Here is a 25388-nt window from a genome sequence, read left to right as displayed (position 1 = left end):
CGCGGCCCCGTCTTTACAGCCGCCGCGCCGCGCTCCCCTCTGAAGTGTGTCTGAAGTTTGCCCGAATCTGGCCCGAAGGGTGCCTGATTTGATGAGTCCGATGAGCCTCATCCCCCCCGACTGAGGCTTATGGCAGGGCCGGTTGCGCGTGCGCGTGATCGGCCTTTTTTTATTGTTTGTCGGGTGCGCATGATCGCTGCCCAACGCCTGTGGTTAAATGCCAAGCCTATGTTTCATCCATTGCCGCTCTATATCGGCCTGCGCTACACCCGCGCCAAGCGCCGCAATCATTTTATTTCGTTTATCTCTGGCACCTCGATGGTCGGGATTGCGCTCGGAATTATCGCGCTGATCGTCGTGCTCTCGGTGATGAACGGGTTTCATAAAGAAATCCAGCAGCGCATTTTGGCGATGGCCTCCCATGCCACGCTGTCTGATCCCTATGGCGGCGGCATTGCCAATTGGCCGACCGTGCTGGAGCAGGTACGCGCCCATCCGCATGTTCGCGGCGCGGCACCCTTTGTCGAAATTCAAGGGATGTTGGCCAGCGGCGCTCAAGTCAGCGGTGCCGTGGTGCGGGCGATTGAGCCGGTTGCTGAAGATGCGGTTGCCGATTTACGTGCGCACATGGTCAACGGCTCGGTCGATGATTTAAGTGATGGCGAATTTCGGATTATTTTAGGCCGTGATTTAGCTCATTATCTCGGCGTCGGGCCGGGTGATAAAGTCACGGTCGTCACGCCGCAAGTCAGTTCAACGCCAATTGGCGTGATGCCGCGCTTAAAACGCTTTACCGTCAGCGGGTTATTTGCCGTCGGCATGGCTGATTATGATCGCAATGCCGCCTTTATTCATCTCGCTGATGGCGCACGCTTAATGAATCTCGGTGAAGCAGTCGGCGGTGTGCGCTTAAAACTCGATGATCTTTGGCAAGCGCCGCGCTTGGCGCGTGAAATTGCCTATGAACTCGATGGTGTCTATCGCTTAGTGGATTGGACACAGGTTCATAGTAATTTCTTCAGCGCCTTAGCGATGGAAAAACGGATGATGAGCATTATTTTATTTCTCATTGTCGCAGTCGCCGCGTTTAATATCGTCTCAACGCTGGTAATGGTCGTCACCGATAAACAATCGGATATTGCGGTCTTGCGCACGCTGGGTTTATCACCAGCGCGAGTGATGGGGATTTTTATGGTGCAGGGCACTGCGATTGGGGTAATTGGAACGCTGGTCGGCGTGATTGCCGGAACCATCTTGGCGCTAAATGTTGAAGCCGTGGTTGCCGGAATTGAACAGCTCTTCGGCGTGCATTTTCTTGATCCCGAAATCTATTACATCAGCGTTTTGCCCTCGGATGTGCAAGTCAGCGATGTGCTGCGCGTCGGCGGCGGGGCGTTCGTGATGTCGGTGCTGGCAACGCTCTATCCGGCGTGGCGTGCAGCCAAAACCCAACCGGCGGAGGCACTGCGCTATGAATAAACTCGAACCGAATGCCGCCGCGCCGGTGCTGGCGGTGCAGGATTTAGTGCAAACCTTTCGTCAGGGGCCGCACGCCGTCTCGGTGCTCAAGGGCGTCAGTTTTACCATTCCAGCCGGGGCGCGGATTGCGATTGTCGGCGCCTCGGGTTCAGGCAAAAGCACGCTGCTCCATGCCGTTGGCGGCTTGGAGCGCCCGACTTCGGGACAGATTCACTGGCGCGGGGTGGATGTGAGCCGACTGCGTGAAGCGGCGCTTGGGCGGCTGCGCAATCAGCATCTCGGATTTGTGTATCAATTCCATCACCTACTGCCCGAGTTCACGGCGCTGGAAAATGTCGCCATGCCGTTGCTGATCGGCGGCACCAAGCCGACTGAGGCGCGGGCGCGGGCCGCAGAGGTGTTGGAGCGCGTCGGGCTGGGGCAGCGCGGTACGCACAAGCCGGGCGAGTTATCCGGCGGTGAGCGCCAGCGGGCAGCAGTGGCGCGGGCGCTGGTCACCCGTCCGGCTTGTCTGCTGGCCGATGAGCCGACCGGCAATCTCGACCGCCAGACCGCCGCTGGTGTGTATGAACTGATGCTCGAACTCAACCGCGAGATCGGCACCAGTCTGGTCATCGTGACCCATGATCTGGAACTGGCCGGGCGTTTAGATCACAGTTGGCGACTCGATGACGGCGTGTTATCCACCGTCGAAAATAGTTCACGATAACGGGCGCGGCGGCGTTCCAGATGGCGCACCACGCGCCAGCGCCACAGCAGTCGCACCGTTACATAGCCAAGCAGCGCACAGAGGCTTGAACAGATCAGACAGCCAATCAACAGCGGCTCAACAATCTCCAGCCAGTGGTGCCAGTCGAGCCAAAACGCCGGATCGAATCCGGCAAACGGGATGCCGAGCACCCAGCAGCCGAGCACATAGGCAAAATAATACATCGGTGGGCTGGTCAACGGATTGGAAATCCAGACCAGCGCCATCGCAATCGGCAAATTCACCCGCAGCCAAATCGCCACAGCCGCCGCAAGCAAACTTTGCATCGGAACCGGCAGATACATCACAAACAACCCGACCGCCGCTGCATTGGCCACTGAGCGCCGATTGAGATGCCACAGATTCGGGTCATGCAGCAACGTCCCAAAGATATTCACGAAACGATTGTCGTGTACTTGTGCCGGAGTCGGTATGACCCGGCGGAGCCATTTTTTCACGCCTTGACCTCTCTCGCTTGGACGTGCGGCGCGAGTATAAAGCGAGAGGCGCACCACGATGCGGTTTGATGTCGGACTCGGCCTGGCACTCGGCATCGCCGGGCTGCATCTGTTGCCGCAGATGCCGTCAGTTTGGGCAGTGCTGTTGGGCATCGCGGTAAGCGGCAGTTTGGCGTGGTACGCACCGCGCACGCGGATCGCCCTGTGCGTCGCGCTCGGCTTGGGCTGGGCCTGGTTACAGGTCGCTCACCAGCTCGCCGCTGCGTTCCCCGATACCCTCGCTCGCGCCCCATTGGTCATCGAGGGGCAGGTCGCCTCAATTCCGAGCGTAGACGAGCGCCGCACCCGCTGGTTATTTGACATCACCCACACCCGCGATGAACACGGAACGGAACTAGCGTTCAGCGGGCGGGTGCGGCTGGCCTGTTATCGTGATTGCCCGACGCTCGCCGCTGGTGAACGCTGGCGCATCGCCGTGCGCCTCAAACCGCGACACGGCGGACACAATCCGGGTAGCTTTGATTATGAACGCTGGTTATTTGAACAGCAGATCGCTGCAACCGGCTATCCGCGTGGACGCGCTGCGTTTGCGCGGCTGGATGCTGGGCCGGGCCGCTATTGGCTCACGCGCTGGCGGCAGCGGCTGGCCGAACATCTGGCCGCTGTGCTCGCCGATGCCCCGCAACTCGGGCTGATTCAGGCGCTCACCCTCGGCGAACGCGGGGCGCTCGAACGCGATATTTGGGACAGTTTCACCCGCACCGGCACCAATCATCTGGTCGCCATTTCCGGGCTGCATGTCGGGCTGGTCGCGGGCGGCCTGTACTGGCTCATGCACTGGCTATGGTCACGCAGTGCCACGCTGACCGACCGGCTCGCCGCTCCGCGTGCGGCGGCGCTATTTGGGCTGTTGGCAGCCGTCGGCTATGCCGGATTAGCCGGATTTGCGATTTCCACGCAACGCGCACTGATTATGCTTGCGGTCGTGTTCGGGGCGCGATTCTGGGCGCGTACCCTGCGTTCTGGGCAGGCACTGCTGCTGGCGCTCGTCGGCGTGTTGGTCTGGGATCCGCAGGCGGTGCTGTCCTATGGCTTTTGGTTGTCATTTGGCGCAGTGGCGTTGTTGCTGCTGCATCTGGGGCAACGCTTGCCGAGCCGCGATCTGTGGACGCGCTGGGGACGCGCACAATGGGCAATTGGTCTGGGACTGTTGCCGCTGCTGCTGTTGTTTTTCGGGCAGGCGTCGCTGATTGCGCCGCTGGTCAATGTCGTGGCCGTGCCGCTATTCAGCGCGTTGTTGCCGCTGGTGCTGATTGCCAGTCTGCTGAGTTTGCTGCCACTCTCCGGCGCGGAACTACCGCTGTGCGGCGTGGCGGAGGTGCTGGATTGGTGCGTGCGCGGCCTGGACTGGTTAGCCACCCTGCCGGGCGCGGCGGTGCAACTGCCAGCACGACCGCTCTGGGTGTGGGCAGCGGCGCTGCTGGGTGCGCTGCTGTGGCTTGCGCCCGCTGGTCTGCCCGGACGCTGGGCGGGCTGGGTATTGCTGCTGCCGTTGGTGACGGTGCGACCAGCCGCACCGAGCTGGGGTGAGGTCTGGTTCACGCTGCTCGATGTCGGTCAGGGCTTGGCGGCTGTGATCGAGACACAGGACGGTGTGCTCGTGTATGACGCTGGGCCAGCCTATCCGGGGGGCTTTGATAGTGGCGCGATGACGGTTGCGCCGGTTTTGCAAGCGCGTGGCATTGAGCGCATCGACCGCCTGATCCTCAGTCATGCGGATTTAGATCATGCCGGTGGCGCGGCGGGTCTGCTGGCGCGGATTCCGGCTGACCGCGTGTTGACCGGCGAGCCGCAACGCCTCGGATTGGCGGGCGCAGAATCCTGTGTGGCTGGGGAACAGTGGCAGTGGTCGGGTGTGGACTTTGCGATTCAACATCCAGCCGCCGACACGACGCTCACGGGCAATGACGCATCGTGCGTGCTGGAGATTCGCACGGCGGCGCATCAGACGATTGTGCTCACCGGCGATGCGAGTGCGCGGATTGAGCAACGGCTTGTCGCGCAGCGCGGTGCGAATTGGCCAATCACGGTGCTGGTTGCCGGACATCACGGCAGCGCGACCGCCACCTCAGCGCGGCTGCTGGAGGCGACGCACCCCGAGTGGGTGTTGATTGCGTCCGGTTATGCCAATCAGTTTGGCTTTCCGGCAACCGCCGTGCGCGAGCGGCTGGCGGCACGCGGGATTGCAACCTTGAACACGGCGCTGGTGGGGGCGATTCAGTTCAAGCTTGGCGCATCGGGTTGGATTGATCGGCCGCAGGGCTGGCGCGAGCGGGCCGGGCGGCTGTGGACGCATCGGCCGGTGGGGCTGTGAGTCGATGGTACACTTATGAAATTCCTGTGACCCACCGCAACCGCATGACTCCAACACCCCTCCACGGCCTTTACGCCATCACTCCCGACACCGCGCTGCCGCTTGCCACACTGATCGAGCAGGTCAGTGCCACGATTGCTGGTGGCGCACGGCTGATTCAATACCGCGACAAAACCCACGGCCGCGATGAGCGCCGCCGCCGCGCCAGCGCGTTGTTAGCCGGTTGCCGTGCCGCCGGTGCGCTGCTGATTATCAATGACGATCTGGACTTAGCGGTCGCACTCGGTACCGACGGCGTGCATCTGGGGCGCGATGACCCCGATCCACGCACCGCCCGCGAGCGGCTGGGCGCATCGGCCATTATCGGCGTCTCCTGCTACGATCAACTCGCGCCGGCCGAAACCGCCGCTGCTGCCGGTGCCAGCTATGTCGCCTTTGGGAGCTTTTTTCCCTCGCCGACCAAACCCAACGCCGCCCGTCCCAATCTCAGCCTCTTGACCGAAGCCCGCCGCCGCCTCGCGTTGCCATTGGTTGCGATTGGCGGCATCACGTCACACAATGGCGGGTCTTTAATCGCAGCGGGGGCTGACATGCTCGCGGTCGTCACGGGCGTGTTCGATCAGCCTGACATCACCGCCGCTGCGCGTGCCTACACCGATCTATTTCTATCAGGAGACCCCTTGTAATGAGCCGATCCCATGACCTGTTCGCCGCTGCGCAACGTCACATTCCCGGCGGCGTCAATTCGCCGGTGCGGGCGTTTCGCGGCGTGGGCGGTGATCCCGTGTTTTTTGAGAGCGCCGCCGGCCCCTATGCCGTCGATGCCGATGGTCAACGCTATATTGATTATGTCGGCTCTTGGGGGCCGATGATTCTCGGTCATGCTCATCCCGAGGTGCTGGCCGCCGTGCGCGAACGGCTCGACAAGGGTTTATCGTTCGGTGCGCCGACCGAGCTAGAAACCATCATGGCCGATAAGGTCTGTGAGCTGGTGCCGAGCATGGACATGGTGCGCATGGTCAGCTCCGGCACTGAGGCGACCATGAGCGCCCTGCGATTGGCGCGTGGCTATACCGGACGTGACAAGATCGTCAAGTTCGAAGGCTGCTATCACGGGCACGCGGATTCGCTGCTGGTCAAGGCCGGTTCCGGGGCGCTGACCTTCGGTGAACCCAGCTCGCCTGGTGTTCCGGCGGCGCTGGCTGAACTGACGATCACCCTGCGTTATAACGATCTGGCCCAAGTCCGCGAGACCTTCGCCGACATCGGTTCTGAGATCGCCTGCATCATCGTTGAGCCGGTTGCCGGTAATATGAACTGCATTCCGCCGCTGCCGGGCTTTTTAGAAGGTCTGCGCGAAGTGTGCGATCAATATGGCGCGGTGCTGATTTTCGACGAGGTGATGACGGGCTTCCGTGTCGCACTTGGCGGTGCGCAGGGGTATTACGGTATCAAGCCGGATCTGACCGCACTGGGCAAGGTGATCGGCGGCGGAATGCCGGTCGGCGCATTCGGCGGCAAGCAGGAGATTATGTCGCGGCTGTCGCCACTCGGCCCGATTTATCAAGCCGGTACGCTGTCGGGCAATCCGATTGCGATGGCCGCTGGTCTCAAAACGCTGGAATTGATCTCCGCGCCCGGATTCTATGATGAACTCTCGGGCAAGGTGATGACGCTGATGAACGGACTGCGCGAACGCGCTGCTGCGGCTGGGGTGCCGCTAACGACCAATCAGGCTGGTGGCATGTTCGGGATTTTCTTCACCGCTCAACAGGTGACGAATTACGAGCAAGCGACCGCATGTAATCAGGAGCAGTTCAAGGCGTTCTTCCACGGAATGCTAGAGCGCGGTGTTTATCTCGCGCCCTCGGCGTTTGAGGCCGGATTTGTGTCGATCATGCACACTGCCGAGCATATTCAGGCCACGCTGGATGCTGCCGCTGAAACCTTCGCAGTGATTGCCGCCAACGGCTAAAAAACTAGGTCTGAAATTAGACAGGATTAACAAAATTTGCATGATTAACAGGATTATGAATTAAAATAAATTTCATATCCTGTCAATCCGCTGCAATCCTGTTAATCCTGTCTAATGAAATAATCTGAATGAGTATCAATGTACGATGAATCACTTCATCGCTGTTGAACACGATGATTTAGATGACGAAACGGCAGCAGAGCCGGTCGCCTTTGGCTTAATCATCATCGGCGATGAAGTGCTCAATGGGGCGCGCGTCGATGGGCATTTAGCGGCGTTCAAGCGGCTGATCGGCGAGCGCGGGCACACGCTGGCGCGGTATTGGCTGCTCCCCGATGATCCCGATGTGCTGATCGCGCATTTACGGTTTTCGATGGGGCGACCGGAGCCAGTGTTTGTTTGCGGTGGTATTGGCGCAACCCCCGACGATCACACCCGCGCCTGTGCTGCGGCGGCAGCGCATGTCGAGCTGGCGCGTCATCCCGAAGCGGTGCAGTTGATCGAAGATCGCTTCGGCGCGGCGGCCTATCCGCATCGCATCCTGATGGCCGAGTTACCGGCCGGAGCGGAGTTGATTCCGAATCCGGTGAATCAAATGCCGGGCTTTACGTTGGCGCGGCATTGGTTTCTGCCTGGCTTTCCGAGCATGGCGTGGCCGATGGCTGAATGGGTGCTCGATCAACAGTTTCGGCGCTGTTTGCCACTGCGTGAGGTGGCGGTGTTGGTGCGTGGTGTACCGGAAAGTACCTTGATTCCGCTGATGGAACAGTTGACGCTGGCCTATCCGGAACTCAAGCATTTCAGTCTCCCGCACCTGGGTACCGATCCGCATATTCGGTTCGGATTTCGTGGGCGGGTCGGACTCGATGACGCGCTGGCGGCGCTCTGTGCGGCGCTTGATGCGGCCCAAATCGACTATAGCGCGGCGGGCGCTGACGGCGAGCGGGCGCGATGAGAACCGTTAGCCGCTGCCGTCGCGGTAAGCACGCTGCATCCGGCTAAGGGTATTATCGCTGCGGACTGTTTTGGGCAGTTGTGCAATCGCTTGCGCCAACGCACGTCGGCGCGTGCGAGCCAGGGCGGCGACCATCGCTTCTTGACGCTGCACAGCCCGTAGGCGTTCGGCGTCGGCGTCGGTGATCGGTTCGCGTTCGGTGCGAGCAACGATGGTGTCAATGAGAACGCGACGGCGTTTTTGTAGACGCTCGACCAGTTCCCAATCATTGCCTAACGCGGCGGGGTGCATCTGGTCGGTGGCGGCGGTGAGGTCGTTGATGAGGTCGGTGAGCGTGGTCATCTTTAAAAAATTCTCCAGATTTAGACGCAGCGACCATCAAGCGGCTGTTACCAAGAGTAAGCCGGGCGCCCGCCTGCGACCTTGATCCCAATCAATCTACGCATCATCTACTTAAAACAAAAAGTTGAAATCTTGCCTGCTCTATAAAGCTGAAATAGGCAGCTGTACGCGGTTGCCTATTTAGATATATATCAAGCAGAGCGAATTAAATAACGATGAAATCCGCTGCTGTTAGGTTGAGATTTACTCCGATAACAGCAAATTGAATAGCGGCTCCGCTTCCGCTGCCGTCGGCATCATAAGCGAGCACCCCGCTATCGCTATCATAAATAATATAATCATTGGCATCTTGAGCGATGCCAGAGATGTTAGAAACAAAGCAATCGTCGGACAGCGTGCCAGTTTTGATCAATTGTTTGAAAATCCGATTTTCGAGATGAATGCTGTCATCAGCGACATTAAAATCGACGATCATATCGCGGTTATTGATTAATGAAGGTGTGGTACCAAAGACAAAACTGTCTTGACCTTGACCACCAGTGAGCATGTCGTTGCCTGCTCCACCCTTGAGAATATCATTGCCTGCTCCGCCACTAAGCACATCTTCACCTAGACCACCAAAAAGTATGTCATTACCCAAACGTCCCTGAAGGGTATCCGCACCATTACGACCGTTGAGAATGGTATTAGAATTAGCGTTAGCAATGAGAATATCGTCGTAGCGAGATCCAGTTAGATGCTCAATGTTAATTAAAGTATCAAAACCCGAACTTTCAGTATCTTGCTTGCCGCGCACACTTAAATTCACTGTAACAGCAGCTGTTGCGTAAATATAGCTGACAGTATCACTACCCATTGCGCCATCAAGCACATTGTCGCCTATACCAGCATAAAGCGTATTATCAAGTTCGTTTCCGGTGAGATTAGCTGTTCCTCGATGCATCAGGCGACCGTTTTCGACATTGGCTTCCAGAGTATAGGCAATTAAGTCGCTAGAGACTAAATCAATACCTTCGCCTGCAAGCTCAATTACACTGTCGCCAGTGTCGCTAACGCGATAAGTGTCATTGCCCTTACCGCCAAACATGGCATCATTTCCAGTTTTTCCGTCGAGTTGGTCGTTACCATCTAATCCGTTGAGTATATCGTCACTAATAGTGCCAATTAGCGTGTCATGGCCAGATGTGCCATTGATAGTTGAGGTCAGTGCATCAACAACCAATTGAAAAGTATCTTCTGCTGTTGCGCCAGTGCTATCGGTAGCAGTGATGCGTACAGTTAAGATACCTGCATCTTGTGTATCGGGCGTGCCACTTATTGTCCCGCTAATTGAATCAATTGACAGCCAAGACGGTACCTCTGAACCATCAACTAGACTTAAAGTATACGTTAAATTTTCTTGATCGGCGTCGATAAAAGCGCCGTGTGGAAGCGTATAAAGAAATGGAATCCCAGTTTGAGCCGTTTGATCGGTTAATAAATCAGTACTTTCTGGAGAATAATTAGATGCAGTGATTTCTACCCAACTATGACCTGTGACACTCAATGCACCACCTGTTCCTTGTGTACCTGTGTTACCGTCATTAAAAACCCATTCAATCTGAACTTGGCTGGGAGGAGTATCAGCGGTATTACTATAAGTGATTTGTTGAAGTGCGCTATTAACTAATTCTGGAGTAGCGTTAGCGTTAAACTCAAGCGTCAAAGTTCCATTTGCGTTGATGCTAACAAAACCAATAAAGGTGTCCGCAATCGAAAACTCCTCGCCTGTTACTAACGGTGATAACGTTCCGCTGTCAAATGATGAAAAAACATCATCTGTGCTTGCACCACCTGTGCGCATCAGTGTCAATTCAGCGCCGCTATAATGACCTATAGTAGTGAGTTCGCTATCAAAAAGCTGAACAGTTGGACTTAGCACAACGGAACTGCCCGATTGTACATAAAAAGCAGTGTGTTCTAATGTATTGCGAACACCAAAATCCGCATCTAATGTACCATTAGCGTTATAGCGCACTAGTGCAAAATCACTACCACCCTGACCGCCAACTAAGATTTTACCGTCAGCTTGTAATACAATGCTTTGGCCATAATCTTCATCAGTACCGAAATCAGTCGTTACTAAACCATTTTCATTGAAGCTATTATCAAGTGTACCGTCAGCATTATAGCGCAGTAACGCAAAATCGTTATTAGCTGAGCCAGCTACTAATATCTTATTGTCGGTTTGCAGCATGATACTGTAACCGACATCCCAGTCACTAAAATCGCTGACAATCCATCCGTCATCAGCGAAACTCGTATCAAGCGAGCCGTCAGTATTGTAACGGGCTAAAAGGAAATCAACGTTTTCGTTTAAATCTGTAGCACCGACGACTAAAATTTTGCCATCATCTTGTAATGTAACATTCAGACCTTCATCCCAACCGCCAAAATCAGTCGTTACCCATCCAGAACTGTTAAAACTAGTATCTAATGAGCCATCAGCATTGTAGCGAGCTAAAGATAAATTACCGTTATCATTTAATTCTGTACTACCTACTAACAGAATTTTGCCATCATTTTGTAGAGCGATGCTAAATGCTTCATCCTGACCACCTAAATCAGTTTTTAACCATCCGTCGTTATCAAAACTCGTATCTAGTGTGCCATCTTGATTGTAGCGTGCTAATGCAAAATCATAATCATCGTCTACGTTACTTGATCCAGCGATCAAGATTTTTCCATCTGATTGCGTAGCGACATAAAAACTCTCATCCCAGCCGCCAAAATCGACGGTTGCCCATCCATCATCATTAAAACTGGTATCCAATGTGCCATCAATGTTATAGCGTGCTAATGCAAAGTCAATGCTTCCAGTTACATCGCTTGGCCCTGTTACTAAAATTTTACCATCAGACTGCATTGTAATGTTGTAAGCACCTTCTGAGCCACCAAAATCTGTTTTTAATCGTCCATTTTTACCGAAACCGGTATCCAATGAACCATCTGGATTGTAACGTGCAAGCGTAAAATCATAATAGCTGTTTATATTAAAACCACTTCCCGCTAGGAGGATTTTACCGTCAGTTTGCTGTTTGATGCTGTAACCAAATTCATAGCTACCAAAATCAGTTGTAACTTTGCCACCAACACTTTCCATAAAAATCGGTGCAGTGTTAATTGCGGTTGCATCAGAATCAGTATTAGCAGTCATATTAATATCCAGATCAACATTCGATGGTTCAGCAAGTACGCTATTAAAACTCGCTAAGGCATGTGCTTTAAAGGGTGCCTCAATCGAGCTATTCAATGACCAACTACCGCCAAGATGTTCTGCCCCGACTAAGTGCTGACTGAGATGCACACGCGCTCCGGTTACTTCGGCTAGGGTATTGGCAAAGACTTGACCAATTTCGCCTGCGCCGGTTTCGCACGACCAAAAAGCAATGTCCAGATCGCGCTTGGCTGCACCATCGAAATGTCGCCGAAAATCTTCGGCTGTGAGTACTTGGTGGCCAAAGTGAATTTCACCTTGTGCGCCATGCGCGAGCAAATGCAGGCGTTCTAGTCCGGGAATTGTTAGTGCTTTGAAGATTAAACTGAGTGCATTTTGTTCTGCTTGAACCGGCCAGGCGACTACGCCTGGCTTCAGACCAGTTAGCAGTGTATTAAGCTCAGTGAGCTGTGCGTCGATGATGAGGATGTCGCGGATGTGGAGCTGAGTCATTGTGTCATTCCTAAAAAGTTTGTTTTTTTACACCTTAAACGAGTAAGGCGACGGATAACTCTGGGTTGTTAACCCTAATAGCAGCAGTGAAAAGGGCATACCATTCGCTTATGCTGTTCGGAAATGCCCTTACTTAATAAAAGCGCCTGTTTTTACATCACAACAAAGTTGTCAGCATTTAAAGCAATGTTAGAGCCAATGACGCCAAATAAAATGGCTTCTTGATTATCTGATCCATCTGGATCGTAGTAAAGTATTCCATCATCCTTATCATACAAAATACGATGACTTGCTTGCGTAGCAACACCGTTGTTGTCCATATAAAAGGCATCACTATCAAGGTAAGATTTTTTTGGATTGCTTAGGGTTGCAGATGATGTATAAACTGAAGATTTTTTAGAGGTTCCAGTAATACTCTCAAATACTGCTTTTGTTAAGCCGATCTCATCTTGTGTGGAGTTAAAATCAGCAATAGTTGTTATATCAAAACTCGTCATAACGAAAAGATCTTTTCCTTCACCACCGATTAAGGTGTGGTTACCTTCTTTGCTAATTAGCGTGTCGTCTCCACCTTCACCATAAACAATGTCACGGCCCAAATATGCTTCTAAAGTGTTGTTAGCACTATTTCCAGTTAAAATATTATCTAAACTATTACCTTTACCGTTTTGTGCTTTATCTATCAAAACAAGATTTTCTACATGATCGGGCAAAGCAAAATTTGCCGAGCTATATACAGTGTCGATTCCGCCATCTAATATTTCAAAAACTTTATCAATAGCGCCGATATAATATGTATCGTCACCTTTCCCACCTGATAACTCATTTGCAAGAGAGTTACCTTTTAGCACATTATCTAAATCATTGCCTGTGCCTTTTTTAGCTGTTGAACCTTTCTTTAATGTTAGATTTTCGATATGCGCACCAAGCTGCCAGTCAGCAGAAGCTATAACTGTGTCAATTCCTTCGTTAGCTTTTTCGATAACTAAATCATTTAGCCCCACAATGTAAACATCATCACCTTTTTCGCCTTTTAAAGTATTGGGCGACAAGTTTCCTGTGATTATGTTGTTTAAGTTGTTGCCCGTCCCATTGACAGATAGATTGCCGTCTAATAAAACAAGATTCTCAACATTTGCAGGCAATGTGTATGTGTAGGTACTATATACAGTATCGTTACCTTGTCCCGCCCCTTCTATTACAGTATCACCGATGCCAACATAATAGCTGTCATCGCCCCCTAACCCAGTTAATGTATTTTTGTTGTTATTTTTTTGACCATTAAGAATATTGTTTAAAGCATTTCCCGTTGCATTAATTTGCTCACCACCAAACAAAATTATATCCTCAATTTCGGCAGGACAACTAAAGCTTATCATTGTATAAACACGGTCTATTCCTTCATTTGGATGCTCCGTTATAAAGTCGCCTTTTGCTATATAATATGTATCATTTCCTGCACCACCAAATAAATAATCGACCGAATTATCATCGCTCACAATACTTATATTGCCGACCCAGTTATTGTCTTTCATAATATCGTTGATATTATCAAGCGTAATATTGATATTCAATTCAGAACCAAAAATAGTATCGTCACCTCCATCCCCATAAATTTCATCATACCCTGACCCACCAAACATTATGTCGTTACCAAGACCACCATATAGTTTATCTCCATATGCTTCGCCATATATGCGATCATTTCCAGTACTTCCATATATCTTATCAGACCCATTGCCTCCTGTTAAAACATCATCACCACTTCCACCATCTATTTCATCATTTCCATTTTCACCATGCACCACATCGTCTCCGCTGCCGCCGTCTAAGCGATCATTTCCTTCACCTCCAAAAATTAAATCATTTCCGCCATTACCAAAAATTACATCATCTTTTATATTTCCTTCAAGGCGATTAGCGTCGTTTCCAGCTTTAATGTTAATCGGATTTGTAAACAAACCAAACAAAGAACCAACATCTTTTAGAAAATTACCAGCGATATCCACAGCGGCATTAAAAGTTTTTTCTGTGAAAGCAGCTACTTTATCATAAGCCACTTCAATTCCATTAAAAATGACAGATGCTGTATTTCCATATGCCTCAGCAAACCACGATGATACTGGCCCCGGTAGGTTTCCGATTTGCTTTGAAATAAAATTGCTTAAATTGTCTATATTAGAAATTTCTTTTAAATCCAGTTTAACATCAAAATCGCCCAAAAATGTTTCACCTGAAGCGGAAACAGCAGGCACACCATCTGTTCCAATTTGTATTTTAAGCGCAACATCAAGAGCTTTGCCAATTACAGGAATATTTAGTTTTAAACCACCAGAAATAGCGAAGCCATCTTGTTCATTAAAGCTAAGCATAGCATTAGCAATTGAAACTTCACCAATTTTTAATGAAGTTGTTGCTGTTAGCGTTTCTGTCTTAGAATCCAACGTAAAATCTCCATTAAGAGAAATTATGTTTAATAAATTCAAAGAACCTTTAAATTGAATTAAATCGTCATTGATTTTAAAATCAGCACCGACGATCTTATACCCTCCATTGTTCAGCAACGGAAAAAATGATATATCAGCCTTGCCACTAGCTGAATGACTATTCAAAGAAATATCAAACTTGTTGATGTTAAACTGTAACAATGCTGGTATTACTGGTAATGTTGTATTAGAAACATGAATACCCTGCGGATTGATTTCATAGTTTACGCTTGCCAATGTATAACCAAGAATTTTGATCATGCCATTGCCTTTAAAATAGGCGTTATTTTCTGAAGCATAAATTTCAGCTACGACATCACCGCCATTGACTCCACCAATTTCTATCCAGTTGCCGATCTTTAAATGATCGATATTAAATTTTCCTGTTAGAGCTTTAGAAGGCTTATCATAGTTAATAGATAACAAACCTTTTTGGCCAAATAAATTGATTTGACCATTGATACCAAATCCCTCTTTCAACTCTTGCGTAGAAATTTTCGTATCTTGTGGTACGAAATTAATCAACGGATCTAAATCTTTATCAGCATCATCACTATCGACTGAAACAATTGTAAAAGGAATGTAGCTAAAAAGATCACTTACCTTGCCAAGAGCTGGCGCAACGATTAATGCAGCAGGATTCAAAGCCTGCGTCATCATTACAGTATGTGTTAATAATGTCGGCACATTAACTTCGTTTCTAAATGTTAACGTCAGTGCTGTTTTTTGAGGATCATTGACATCAAAAGCTAATCCCATATTTACATCATAAACAACTGTTTTTTCAGTAGCTAACTTGACATCAAAGAGAAGCCCAAAATTATCAATAAAGGGCGGTATATACGTCAGACCTGCTTGGATAGCAAAGTTACTGAGTTCGCTCTTTTGCATCCCAAATAGTTTTGTCAATCCAAACGGATTCTTCCAAGGTTCTTTCGGAACTAAATCTGCGGACAATGTTGCTGATTCTGGCTCAAATGTAATACCACTATTAAAAATTAGTGTTGGCTCATTTTTTTGAGTAAAATCATATCCATCAAGTTTAAGCGTACTTCCTAAAGATAACGATGGCTCAGAACTAGCTGCGTTAATTTCAGCCGCTAAATTTAAATCAGTGAGATATACTTTGAATACATCCTCGTTAATCAGTGGAGCATTAAGATTAATATTGGATTCAAATTTAAAAAGCGATTCATCTTGACCTGTCGCAAGCGGGTTAATATTTAAAGACGCTGAAAGTGTCTGAGCCTTAGTTATATTATGAATAAACTGGAAAGCTTTATTTTCAGAATCAGCAATATTAAGCGTTCCAAGCAATGTTAAACCCTTGCCGCCTTCAATCGCTGATAAATCTATTGTGTTATTGTTATCAAAATCGACGGCTTCTGTTTCAAATTCGGCTGACGCGGCAATCAGTTGAAGTTCATCAAACTGAATGTCTGAAAGAAACCAAACACCAAGAAAGTCCAGAGAAAAATCTGAAAGTGTATAAACAAGTGCTACATCTTGATACAGATCGTTTTTAGGGTTTAAAAGCACTAACGTAACATTTTGATTCTGATCTTCAAATGAAAATAACTTATAATCATTTGTTTCATATATTTTTAGCGATTCACTGGCTAAAATCTTTTCTCCGATGACATTTTGCAGAGAACTTAAATCTAAATCTAACAAATCACTCAATTTATTTTCAAATACTTTCTCTAATATTTCGGATGGCGTAATAGAATATTGACCAGATTCAGTAACAACGATTCCTAAATCATTTTTAAGCTCATCAGGTAAATATGTTTCATTTTTCAAAATGATGGACGCTTCCATGTCAGATTTAGCAACGCCATCACTCACACGATAACTTAGCGTTACTGAACCAGTATAGTTAGCAGGTGGCGTAAAGGTATAGGTTCCATTTTGGTTATCGATCAATACGCCCTGGTTAACAGCAATATCAGTAATTTGTAATGGATCGCCTTCAATGTCTTCCCAGCCTTGCAAAAGATCGTAAGCGTATAAAGTAGTAGATTGATTTTTGATGTAATTTCCTGAATTTTTCGGTGTTCCTGTTAAAATAGGGGCGTCGTTGACAGCTAAAACTTTAATATCTCGACTTTGCTTATACTCAACATATCCATCATAAACTGAATATTTTATGGTGACTGATCCATTGTAGTTTTCTGGAAAAATAAATGAGTAAATTCCATCTTTGTTATAAGATTGAATTTGTGCATCAACACTATCAAAAGTACGGTTATCAAAGGTATAAGCAGCAATATTTTCAACACGTAGATCATTCGATGCTTTAGATACTAATCCCTGTAGCAACTTTGATGAATCTAATATATAAACCTGATCTTCAATACCATCTTCTAAAGAAGCTAGATCACCATTTTTAGCTGGCACAAAATAATCAAGCACTTTTTTCGCGCCTGTAAAAAATCCAGATAACTCATCAGGCGAATATAAAAACATCGCTTGCTGTACTGAAAAATCGCTTACTAAATTAAAAGCAAGCGGCTCGGATGTTTTAATCATGGGATCAATGCTCAATAGGTTGTTACTGTCCGATTGAGCATTTGTGGCGGTAAGATTAGTTTTCATATCGAATATCCTATGAGTTAAGTTGGGTTTAACACACATCGAAAGTTAAACAGCAAAACCATCGCAAACATACGGGGAATAGTATAGCGTAGAGAACCAGTATGTGAAAAACGATCTACCTTCATCAGTTGAAAGCTGATGGCAAGCGGTTAGAAGCTGGCATCATAGGCAAATCCAATCAAGACGATTTTTATAATCCATTTCAATTTGTCACCGTGCGCGGAGTAAGCTATTCCCCGTCGGCCAACCAAGCCGCACCATTCAACCACCACGACACACTGTCACTGAATCGGGAGAACTAAAGCATGTTCCAGGATCGTACCGGAAGCCGTATCCCCAGCGTTACCTTCCACACTCGCCAGGGCCATGAGTGGGTCGATGTGACCACTGACGAGATCTTCGCCGGTAAAACCGTCGTTGTTTTCTCGCTGCCTGGCGCGTTCACGCCCACCTGCTCCTCCTCGCATGTGCCGCGCTACAACCAACTGACCCCGACCTTTAAGGAACTGGGCGTTGATTCCGTCGTGTGTATCTCCGTCAACGACACCTTTGTCATGAACGAATGGCAAAAAGTCCAGAACGCCGATAACCTGATTTTCCTGCCCGACGGCAACGGCGAGTTCACCGACGGCATGGGCATGTTGGTTGACAAGGATGCCATCGGTTTCGGCAAGCGTTCGTGGCGCTACTCGATGCTGGTGCGCGATGGCGTGGTCGAAAAAATGTTCATTGAACCCGAAGTCGAAGGCGACCCCTACGAAGTCTCCAACGCCGACACCATGCTCGACTATCTGGCCCCGGGCAAGCCCAAGCCGCTCGATATCGCTGTATTCAGCCGCGATGGTTGCCCGTTCTGTGTCCGCGCCAAAGAAGCCCTGCGCAATGCCGGACTCGATTTCGAAGAACTGGTACTCAACGAAGACTACACCGAACACGGTTTACGCGCCGTCTCCAATGCCGCGACTGTGCCCCAAGTGTTCGTCAATGGTGAATTGATCGGCGGCTCAGATGCCGTGATCGAATGGCTGAAATCGCGCTGAGGCGGTAATTTGAGCGATCAACCGCTCATTCTTAACGGCTAATGATTTAGGCTTCGGGCGATCATTATAGATTGCCCGAAGCCTTTTTTATGATTGGGAGTGACACGACATTATGACGCAACATTTTGATTTAATCGCTATTGGTGGTGGGAGCGGTGGTCTAGCCGTTGCTGAAAAAGCTGCACAATTCGGCCAGCGCGTCGCCTTAATTGAAGGTGCAAAACTGGGCGGTACCTGCGTCAATGCCGGCTGCGTGCCCAAAAAAGTCATGTGGTATGCTGCGAATCTCGCTACTGCTGTCGCGGACGCGCCTGATTATGGTATTCACGCCCAGTCAAATGGTTTTGATTGTGGGAAATTAATTGCCGGTCGCAATCAATACATTGCCAATATCAACGCTTATTGGGATGGCTATGTCGAACAGCTTGGCTTAACGCGCATCAACGGCTTTGCGCGGTTTATTGATGCAAGAACCGTTGCCGTTGGCGATACGCATTACACCGCTGATCATATTGTGATTGCCACCGGTGGCCGCCCAATTGTCCCGCGTCTGCCTGGCGCAGAATTGGGTATTACCTCAGATGGCTTTTTTGCTTTAGAACAACAGCCCAAGCGGGTTGCCATTATTGGCGGTGGGTATATCGGCGTTGAATTAGCCGGTGTGCTCAGTGCGCTAGGCAGTGAAATCACCATCGTCGCACTAGAAGATCGGTTATTGGCGCTCTTTGATCCACTCATCAGCGCCACCCTAACTGAAAACATGCGCCAACATCATATCGCCATGCACCTAGAATTTGAGGTCGCTGGAATTGAACGTGATGCACAAGGATTAGGATTAGTGGCCCGCGATGGCCAGCGTTTAACCGGCTTCGATCAAGTCATTTGGGCGGTTGGACGCGCTCCCAATACCCGCGATTTGAATTTAGAGACAGCCGGTGTACAGATCGAGCGCAACGGTGTGATTCCAACCGACACCTATCAAAACACCAATATTCCGGGTATTTATGCGATTGGTGATGCTGCCGGACGTGAATTACTGACGCCGGTTGCAATTGCTGCGGGTCGGCGGCTCGCAGAACGGTTATTTAATAACAAACCTGATCTTAAACTTGATTACACAAATGTGCCAACTGTGGTGTTTACGCATCCACCAATTGGCAAAGTGGGACTGACTGAACCGGAAGCACGCGAGCGTTACGGCGATACGCTGACGATTTATGAAACCAGTTTCACCCCAATGCGCTATTCATTGAATGCGCATGGCCCAAAAACCGCAATGAAGCTAGTATGTGCAGGTGCTGAAGAGCAAATCGTCGGCATTCATTTAATTGGCGATGGTGTCGATGAAATGCTGCAAGGCTTTGGGGTCGCTGTCAAAATGGGCGCAACTAAAGCCGATTTAGATCATACCGTCGCCATTCATCCGTGCAGTGCCGAGGAATTGGTGACGATGAAAGAGCCGGTGCGCCGACCGGGGCAGGGCAGTTAAATAACTTTTCATAGACAGGATTAACAGGATTGCTCAGGATTTACAAGATATAAGTTTTTTTATAAATCCTGTTAATCTTTAAGCATCCTGTTAATCCTGTCAAATTGATTGAGTAATCCGCTTAAACCGCATAAAACTCGCGATACCATTCGACAAATCGCGCCACACCAATCGCAACGGGCGTCTCCGGTTTATAGCCAGTATCACGCACCAAATCGGCGACATCCGCAAAAGTATCGGGCACATCTCCAGGTTGCAGCGGTAGCAATTCCATTTCAGCTTTGCATCCTAAACACTGCTCCAGTGTCGCAATATAATCCATCAATTCGACTGGCTGATGATTGCCGATGTTATACACCCGATAGGGTGCCTGACTACTTGCCGGATCAGGTTGAGCGCCATGCCACGCCGGATTTCCCTCTGGTACCCGATCAAGCACGCGCATCACACCGTCGACAATATCATCAATATAAGTGAAATCACGGCGATGCTGACCGTAATTAAACACTTGAATCGGTTCACCCGCTAATATGGATCGGGTGAATTTAAAGAGCGCCATATCTGGCCGTCCCCATGGGCCATAAACAGTAAAAAAACGTAATCCCGTGGTGGGAAGCTGATATAAATGGCTATAGGTATGCGCCATCAATTCATTTGCCTTTTTGCTCGCGGCATACAGGCTCAACGGATGATCGACATTATCATGCACCGAAAATGGCATTGTGGTATTCGCACCATAAACCGAACTACTCGACGCATAGACTAAATGTTCAACATGATATTGACGGCAGCATTCCAAAATATGCGCGAAACCAACTAAATTGGTATTCACATACGCCATTGGATTGTCAATCGAATAGCGCACGCCCGCCTGAGCTGCAAGATTCACCACACGTTCCGGCTGATATATGCGCAAGACTTCCGCTAATCCGGCAGCATCTTCAATATCTAAACGCACATCATGATAATGTCGATGATCGCGTGTGCGTGCTAATCGCGCTTCTTTCAGCCGCACATCATAATAATCATTAAGATTGTCAACCCCGATCACCGTATCGCCACGTGCCAATAGGCGCTGTGATAGAGCAGAACCAATAAAACCGGCGCTGCCGGTGACCAAAATTTTCATTATGACTCCGGAAGCTAAGAATTACAGCCGCCCATCAACTGCATCACGCGGCAAAATGTGCTTGACATCATATAGAATCGCTTCAGGTTTACCGAAAGCACGTAATTGTTCGGCGCTCAATGCGGCAAATTCACGATGCGCTACCGCAATAATGATTGCATCATAGATACCGTGCTGCGGTTGTTCGGTAAGCGTTAAACCGTATTCATGCTGCGCATCTGCTAAATTTGCCCAAGGATCATGCACATCACAGCGTAATCCATAGTCTTGCAATTCATGGATAATATCGACGACACGGGTATTACGCAAATCAGGACAATTTTCTTTAAATGTTAAACCAAGCACTAAGACGCGGCTGTTTGGATTCAAGCCGCCGCGTCGCACCATCAGTTTAATCACCTCACCGGCTACATACGCACCCATTTGATCATTAACGCGCCGTCCGGCTAAAATTACATCGGGATGATAGCCGATTTCCTGCGCTTTATAGGTCAGATAATAGGGATCGACGCCGATACAGTGACCGCCAACTAAGCCAGGTCGGAACGGTAAAAAATTCCATTTAGTTCCAGCCGCTTCCAGTACTTCAAGTGTATCTAATCCCAATCGGTTAAAAATCAGCGCCAATTCATTGATAAGCGCAATATTCAGATCACGTTGCGTATTTTCGATGACTTTTGCTGCTTCAGCTACACGGATACTGCTAACTAAATGCGTACCAGCAGTAATAATTGAGCCATAGAGCGCATCGACGCAGCGTGCGACTTCAGGTGTTGAGCCGGAGGTGACTTTTTTAATTGTGGTGAGTCGATGCGCTTTATCGCCTGGATTGATCCGTTCCGGACTATAACCGGCGTAAAAATCCTGATTGTAGGTTAATCCTGAAAGCTGTTCGATAATCGGGATACATACTTCTTCAGTTGCACCGGGATAAACCGTTGATTCAAAAACTACAATCATGCCAGGTTTAATAATAGCGCCAATCGCTCGACTTGCGGATTGGAGCGGGCCGAAATCCGGCTGCTTGTGGTCATTGATCGGTGTGGGAACTGTGACAATCAAAATATGACAGTGAGCAAGTGGCTCGACTGTTTCAGTCAATTCAAGTTGGCTGGCACCGCGTAATTCATCTGCTTCGACTTCAAGCGATACATCGCGTCCAGCACGCAATTCAGCAATGCGGGCGGCATTGATGTCAAATCCAATGGTGCGATAATGCTTGCCAAATTCAACTGCAAGCGGTAATCCGACATAACCGAGTCCCAAAATACCAATCTGGGTTGTTGCAAGATCTGAATGAAACGCAGCCGTCATATTTGATGCGCCTTAGTCATATCAGCAGCCATGATTGATCCGTTACCGACAAAAATCCGATAAGCAGGGTTAGCAGTCTCATCCCAATGCGGATAACTCAGACCGTCGAGCGCCTGCATAAAATCAGCGTATTCATTAGGCGGAATTTGTAAGCCCATTAGCACCCGGCCATAGGCAGCACCATGATTACGATAATGAAATAAGCTGATATTCCAGCGTTTGCCCAGTCCGCTGAGAAAATCTAATAACGCGCCGGGGCGTTCAGGAAATTCAAAGCGAACTAATCGCTCATGCGCTAGTCCGGGGGCGTGGCCGCCGACCATAAAGCGAATATGTTGCTTGGCCATTTCATTGTCAGTCATGTCGAGCACGCTAAAGTCTTTATCAGCTAAACGCGCCAGTAATTCAGCGCGTTCTTCGTCGCCTTTAGATAATTCTAACCCAACAAATACCTGAGCGCGTTGCTGATCGGCATAACGATAATTAAATTCGGTAATTTGGCGTTTACCCAAAGCGCGACAAAAGCTGAGAAAACTTCCGGGCCGTTCGGGAATTTCAACCGCAATCAGTGCCTCACGATGTTCACCGAGTTCAGCGCGTTCGGCAACATGGCGTAAGCGGTCAAAATTGATATTTGCGCCGCTTTCAATCGCAATCAGTTGCGCATTGCGGGTGCCAGTTGTTTCAACCCAGCGTTTGAGACCGGCCACAGCGAGTGCGCCAGCTGGTTCTGCAATGCCGCGGGTATCATCGAAGATGTCTTTGATTGCAGCGCAGATTTCATCTGTGCTGACCAATACAACAGCATCGACCCGTGCTTGTGCAACACGAAAAGTTTCCGTGCCGATCACCCGCACCGCGACACCATCGGCAAACAGCCCAACCTGCGGCAGCGTGACCGGCTTGCCAGCGGCCAGCGCCGCATGAAGTGTCGGCGCATCTTCGGGTTCAACGCCGATAATTTTGACCTCGGGATATAACCATTTGACATAGGCCGCAATGCCGGCAATCAGTCCACCGCCGCCGACCGGAATAAAAATCGCGGCGGGTGGTTCGGGATGCTGACGCAGAATTTCCATGCCAATGGTGCCTTGACCGGCAATCACATCGGGATCATCAAACGGATGAATAAAGGTCAGCCCCTTTTCGGCTACCAATTCGCGGGCATGTGTATAGGCGTCGTCATACGAGTCGCCGTGCAGCACCACCTTGCCGCCGTGAGCACGCACGGCGCGGACTTTGATCGCCGGCGTGGTGCGCGGCATAACAATGGTGGCCTGAAGTCCAAGCCGATTCGCGCCCAGCGCCACGCCCTGCGCATGATTGCCCGCGCTGGCCGCGATAACGCCGCGTGCGCGGGCTTCGGCATCGAGATGAATGAGCTTGTTGTACGCGCCGCGTAATTTGAAGGAAAACACTGGCTGTAAATCTTCGCGCTTGAGCAACACGGTGTTGCTAAGTCGGGTTGACAAACGCGGGGCGAGCGTCAGCGGCGTTTCGACCGCGACATCATAGACACGCGCTTTGAGAATGCGATCAACGTAGGAATCAGGCATACGTGCAGTGTTTTGGCTCCAGCTCGGAATCTGCACATGGTAGCACTCGGGTGTCGGGTATGGCGGGGAACGGTCGCTCGGGCGGTGGGATGAATGCGGATGGTGTATAAATTGTGTTGATTGAAACGGGTGATGCAGCTAGATCAGCCGCATCACCAGCCAAATGCGTGCTTACACACTTAACCGCGAAGTGCGTAAGGCACCAACGGCAGCAAGCAAATTGCAACGATATACCAGAAGGCACGACGGTCTTGGGCACGCAACGTTTCTTCGCTCATGATGATCACCGTGTCAATCGAGGGTTGATGGAGATGAGACGGCGCATGATCTAGCGTGAGCTTTTGGTGCTCAGTCGCTACATTGCGCCGCCTACGGTGAGCAAGATGGCTACTGTTCCAGCGACTTCAACGAATACCGCTTTAAGTCAGGGGTTATTTCGCACTATTTTACTGCGGAATTAGTCTTAAGTGACTGATTGACTTAACGATAGCGGCGCAAATATAGCCACTCAAAAAACCGCTTGAGCCAGTGAAATAGCCGCAGCGAGGGCAGCACCAGATTGAATTTCTCGTTACGAGCGACCAGCATCCCGCTGTCGTTGGTGTCCACGATACAGATCAGCTCAACACGGAAGGTTTCTTTTGGCGTGTGCCCAGCGAACTCAGCGAGCAAATTCCGCGTTGCCGCTCGCGCTTGCAGATCGGCCATGTGGCCTTGTTTGGGCATCCAATCCGGCCCGGGGAAGCTGCCCGAATCACCGGCAACATAAACGCGCTCAAAACCAGACACGCGGCACTGGGCATCCGCTTGCAGCAGTCCGCCCGAAGAACGCGGCAGCGTCGTATTATCAAACCAAGCATTGCCAGTCATGCCGGGCATAAACAGAATTAAATCCGCGTCGAAGCTCTCGGCCTCGGTTATCACCTGCGTTGAGCTGAAACTTTTGAGTTTATGACCGAGATGGGTCTGAATAGTGCGCCGCCGCATTTCGGCCAGCAGCCCATCAACGGCTTTCGGGCCAAGTCGATTACCGGGGCGCTCGGCGGGGGTAAAGAAATGCAGTGTGAATTGTTCGCGCCGCCCTTCACGCTTGAGTTGATTATCCATCCCGAATAAAAACTCAAAAATCGGGCCACCGCGCATCGAGCTAGGTTCATTCGGATTGCCGGCAAAGCCCATCGCAATATGCCCGCCGCTCATCGCCCGCACGTGGTCGCGGATGGCTTTGGCCGCCTCGACGCCTTCGCATGGAACAATCGCATGTTCAATACCCGGAAGCTTTTTAATAAAGCGCCCGCCGCTCGCAATAATTAAACCGTCGTTGTCAATTGTGCCTGCTGTGGTTTCCAGCAGCCGCCCACCACTTTGTAAGCCAGTCGCTTCAGCCGCGACATGCTGCACCCGCATCCGCTCAAAAAAGCGTCGCAGATCAATGACTAAATCATCACCCGTGCGCAAACCGCAGGGCACCCAAATTAAGCCCGGATAATAAACAAATTCCGGACGGCGACTCACCAGCGTAATCGCCGCATTCGGTGCGCGTTGACGCAGTTCTATAACGGCGGTGAGTGCCGCAAAACCTGAGCCGACAATCGTGATGCGCTGTTGCTGCATGATGCACTTGCTCCAATTGACAGAAGTTATACTAAGCTCATTTGAAATTTTCGTTTTTGAAACCAGCTTTGCATTCATTTAGTTTATGCTTAACTACACACTGTCGACTGATCAGTTGATTG

16 protein-coding genes are annotated in these 25388 nt (G+C 50.0%); 8 read left to right on the top strand and 8 right to left on the bottom strand.

All coding sequences use genetic code 11. The features are described 5' to 3' along the window. Positions 1-228: 228 nt before the first annotated feature. Both BLW10_RS01370 and BLW10_RS01365 read left to right on the top strand, forming a co-directional pair. Complete coding sequence (locus tag BLW10_RS01370; protein WP_091331887.1) at positions 229-1479, top strand: lipoprotein-releasing ABC transporter permease subunit; 1251 nt, start codon at positions 229-231, stop codon at positions 1477-1479. Next, positions 1472-2188, top strand: coding sequence for an ABC transporter ATP-binding protein (locus tag BLW10_RS01365; RefSeq protein WP_091331749.1), 717 nt, complete (start codon positions 1472-1474; stop codon positions 2186-2188). The genes BLW10_RS01370 and BLW10_RS01365 overlap by 8 nt, the downstream gene beginning before the upstream one ends. On the opposite strand, the gene BLW10_RS01360 is transcribed toward BLW10_RS01365, so the two are convergent. Continuing rightward, the gene (locus BLW10_RS01360) at positions 2131-2685 is read right to left on the bottom strand and encodes a DUF2062 domain-containing protein (protein ID WP_091331747.1); all 555 of its coding nucleotides are present in this window, start codon (positions 2683-2685) and stop codon (positions 2131-2133) included. The two genes, BLW10_RS01365 and BLW10_RS01360, sit on opposite strands and share 58 nt — an antisense overlap. Before the next feature lie 58 nt (positions 2686-2743). Here BLW10_RS01360 and BLW10_RS01355 point away from each other — a divergent pair, with 58 nt between their 5' ends. The 4 genes from BLW10_RS01355 (at position 2744) to BLW10_RS01340 (ending at position 7989) form a co-directional block, all read left to right on the top strand. Next, complete coding sequence (locus BLW10_RS01355) at positions 2744-5059, top strand: DNA internalization-related competence protein ComEC/Rec2 (RefSeq protein ID WP_091331745.1); 2316 nt, start codon at positions 2744-2746, stop codon at positions 5057-5059. Between the two features lie 44 nt (positions 5060-5103). Beyond that, a complete protein-coding gene (gene thiE, locus BLW10_RS01350; RefSeq protein WP_091331743.1) occupies positions 5104-5745 on the top strand; it encodes a thiamine phosphate synthase in 642 nt (213 codons plus the stop codon). Further along, positions 5745-7034 (top strand): glutamate-1-semialdehyde 2,1-aminomutase, encoded by a 1290-nt coding sequence (gene hemL / locus BLW10_RS01345; RefSeq protein WP_091331742.1) that lies wholly within the window; start codon positions 5745-5747, stop codon positions 7032-7034. The genes thiE and hemL overlap by 1 nt, the downstream gene beginning before the upstream one ends. A gap of 145 nt (positions 7035-7179) precedes the next feature. After that, complete coding sequence (locus BLW10_RS01340) at positions 7180-7989, top strand: competence/damage-inducible protein A (RefSeq protein ID WP_091331740.1); 810 nt, start codon at positions 7180-7182, stop codon at positions 7987-7989. Positions 7990-7995: 6 nt separating this feature from the next. Here the strand turns inward: BLW10_RS01340 and fliT are convergent, their stop codons facing one another. The 3 genes from fliT to BLW10_RS01325 form a co-directional block, all read right to left on the bottom strand. Next, positions 7996-8331 carry a flagellar protein FliT gene (fliT, locus tag BLW10_RS01335; protein ID WP_091331739.1) on the bottom strand — a complete coding sequence of 112 codons (336 nt, stop codon included), beginning with the start codon at positions 8329-8331 and terminating at the stop codon, positions 7996-7998. A 205-nt stretch (positions 8332-8536) separates the two neighbouring features. Beyond that, positions 8537-12040 (bottom strand): DUF4347 domain-containing protein, encoded by a 3504-nt coding sequence (locus BLW10_RS01330; protein ID WP_091331737.1) that lies wholly within the window; start codon positions 12038-12040, stop codon positions 8537-8539. A gap of 152 nt (positions 12041-12192) precedes the next feature. Beyond that, positions 12193-17124, bottom strand: coding sequence for a cadherin-like domain-containing protein (locus BLW10_RS01325; RefSeq protein ID WP_177168956.1), 4932 nt, complete (start codon positions 17122-17124; stop codon positions 12193-12195). A 305-nt stretch (positions 17125-17429) separates the two neighbouring features. Between BLW10_RS01325 and BLW10_RS01320 the strand changes: the two genes are divergently transcribed. Continuing rightward, positions 17430-18164 carry a glutathione peroxidase gene (locus tag BLW10_RS01320; RefSeq protein WP_091331734.1) on the top strand — a complete coding sequence of 245 codons (735 nt, stop codon included), beginning with the start codon at positions 17430-17432 and terminating at the stop codon, positions 18162-18164. A gap of 112 nt (positions 18165-18276) precedes the next feature. Continuing rightward, a complete protein-coding gene (gene gorA / locus BLW10_RS01315; protein ID WP_091331732.1) occupies positions 18277-19653 on the top strand; it encodes a glutathione-disulfide reductase in 1377 nt (458 codons plus the stop codon). A gap of 121 nt (positions 19654-19774) precedes the next feature. Here the strand turns inward: gorA and BLW10_RS01310 are convergent, their stop codons facing one another. The 4 genes from BLW10_RS01310 to BLW10_RS01295 all read right to left on the bottom strand — a co-directional run bounded on the left by BLW10_RS01310 (position 19775) and on the right by BLW10_RS01295 (position 25266). Further along, entirely contained in the window at positions 19775-20782 is a 1008-nt protein-coding gene (locus BLW10_RS01310; protein WP_091331731.1) for an NAD-dependent epimerase, read from the bottom strand. Between the two features lie 21 nt (positions 20783-20803). After that, positions 20804-22096, bottom strand: a complete 1293-nt coding sequence (locus tag BLW10_RS01305; RefSeq protein WP_091331729.1) for a nucleotide sugar dehydrogenase — start codon at positions 22094-22096, stop codon at positions 20804-20806. Then, a complete protein-coding gene (ilvA, locus tag BLW10_RS01300; protein WP_281241121.1) occupies positions 22093-23688 on the bottom strand; it encodes a threonine ammonia-lyase, biosynthetic in 1596 nt (531 codons plus the stop codon). Before ilvA ends, BLW10_RS01305 begins: the two co-directional genes overlap by 4 nt. A gap of 444 nt (positions 23689-24132) precedes the next feature. Next, entirely contained in the window at positions 24133-25266 is a 1134-nt protein-coding gene (locus BLW10_RS01295) for an NAD(P)/FAD-dependent oxidoreductase (protein WP_091331725.1), read from the bottom strand. Between the last annotated feature and the right edge of the window lie 122 nt (positions 25267-25388).

It is taken from the genome of Allochromatium warmingii, from assembly GCF_900107145.1.
In the GTDB taxonomy this organism is placed as follows: Bacteria; Pseudomonadota; Gammaproteobacteria; order Chromatiales; family Chromatiaceae; genus Thermochromatium; species Thermochromatium warmingii.
Note: the sequence above shows the minus strand (reverse complement) of the source record. Positions and strands in the feature narration are given on the sequence as shown.

Coding starts and splice junctions, on each gene's coding strand:
- BLW10_RS01370 (WP_091331887.1), top strand. CDS start 229: ATGTTTCATCCATTGCCGCTCTATATCGGCCTGCGCTACACCCGCGCC.
- BLW10_RS01365 (WP_091331749.1), top strand. CDS start 1,472: ATGAATAAACTCGAACCGAATGCCGCCGCGCCGGTGCTGGCGGTGCAG.
- BLW10_RS01355 (WP_091331745.1), top strand. CDS start 2,744: ATGCGGTTTGATGTCGGACTCGGCCTGGCACTCGGCATCGCCGGGCTG.
- thiE (WP_091331743.1), top strand. CDS start 5,104: ATGACTCCAACACCCCTCCACGGCCTTTACGCCATCACTCCCGACACC.
- hemL (WP_091331742.1), top strand. CDS start 5,745: ATGAGCCGATCCCATGACCTGTTCGCCGCTGCGCAACGTCACATTCCC.
- BLW10_RS01340 (WP_091331740.1), top strand. CDS start 7,180: ATGAATCACTTCATCGCTGTTGAACACGATGATTTAGATGACGAAACG.
- fliT (WP_091331739.1), bottom strand. CDS start 8,331: ATGACCACGCTCACCGACCTCATCAACGACCTCACCGCCGCCACCGAC.
- BLW10_RS01330 (WP_091331737.1), bottom strand. CDS start 12,040: ATGACTCAGCTCCACATCCGCGACATCCTCATCATCGACGCACAGCTC.
- BLW10_RS01325 (WP_177168956.1), bottom strand. CDS start 17,124: ATGAAAACTAATCTTACCGCCACAAATGCTCAATCGGACAGTAACAAC.
- BLW10_RS01320 (WP_091331734.1), top strand. CDS start 17,430: ATGTTCCAGGATCGTACCGGAAGCCGTATCCCCAGCGTTACCTTCCAC.
- gorA (WP_091331732.1), top strand. CDS start 18,277: ATGACGCAACATTTTGATTTAATCGCTATTGGTGGTGGGAGCGGTGGT.
- BLW10_RS01310 (WP_091331731.1), bottom strand. CDS start 20,782: ATGAAAATTTTGGTCACCGGCAGCGCCGGTTTTATTGGTTCTGCTCTA.
- BLW10_RS01305 (WP_091331729.1), bottom strand. CDS start 22,096: ATGACGGCTGCGTTTCATTCAGATCTTGCAACAACCCAGATTGGTATT.
- BLW10_RS01295 (WP_091331725.1), bottom strand. CDS start 25,266: ATGCAGCAACAGCGCATCACGATTGTCGGCTCAGGTTTTGCGGCACTC.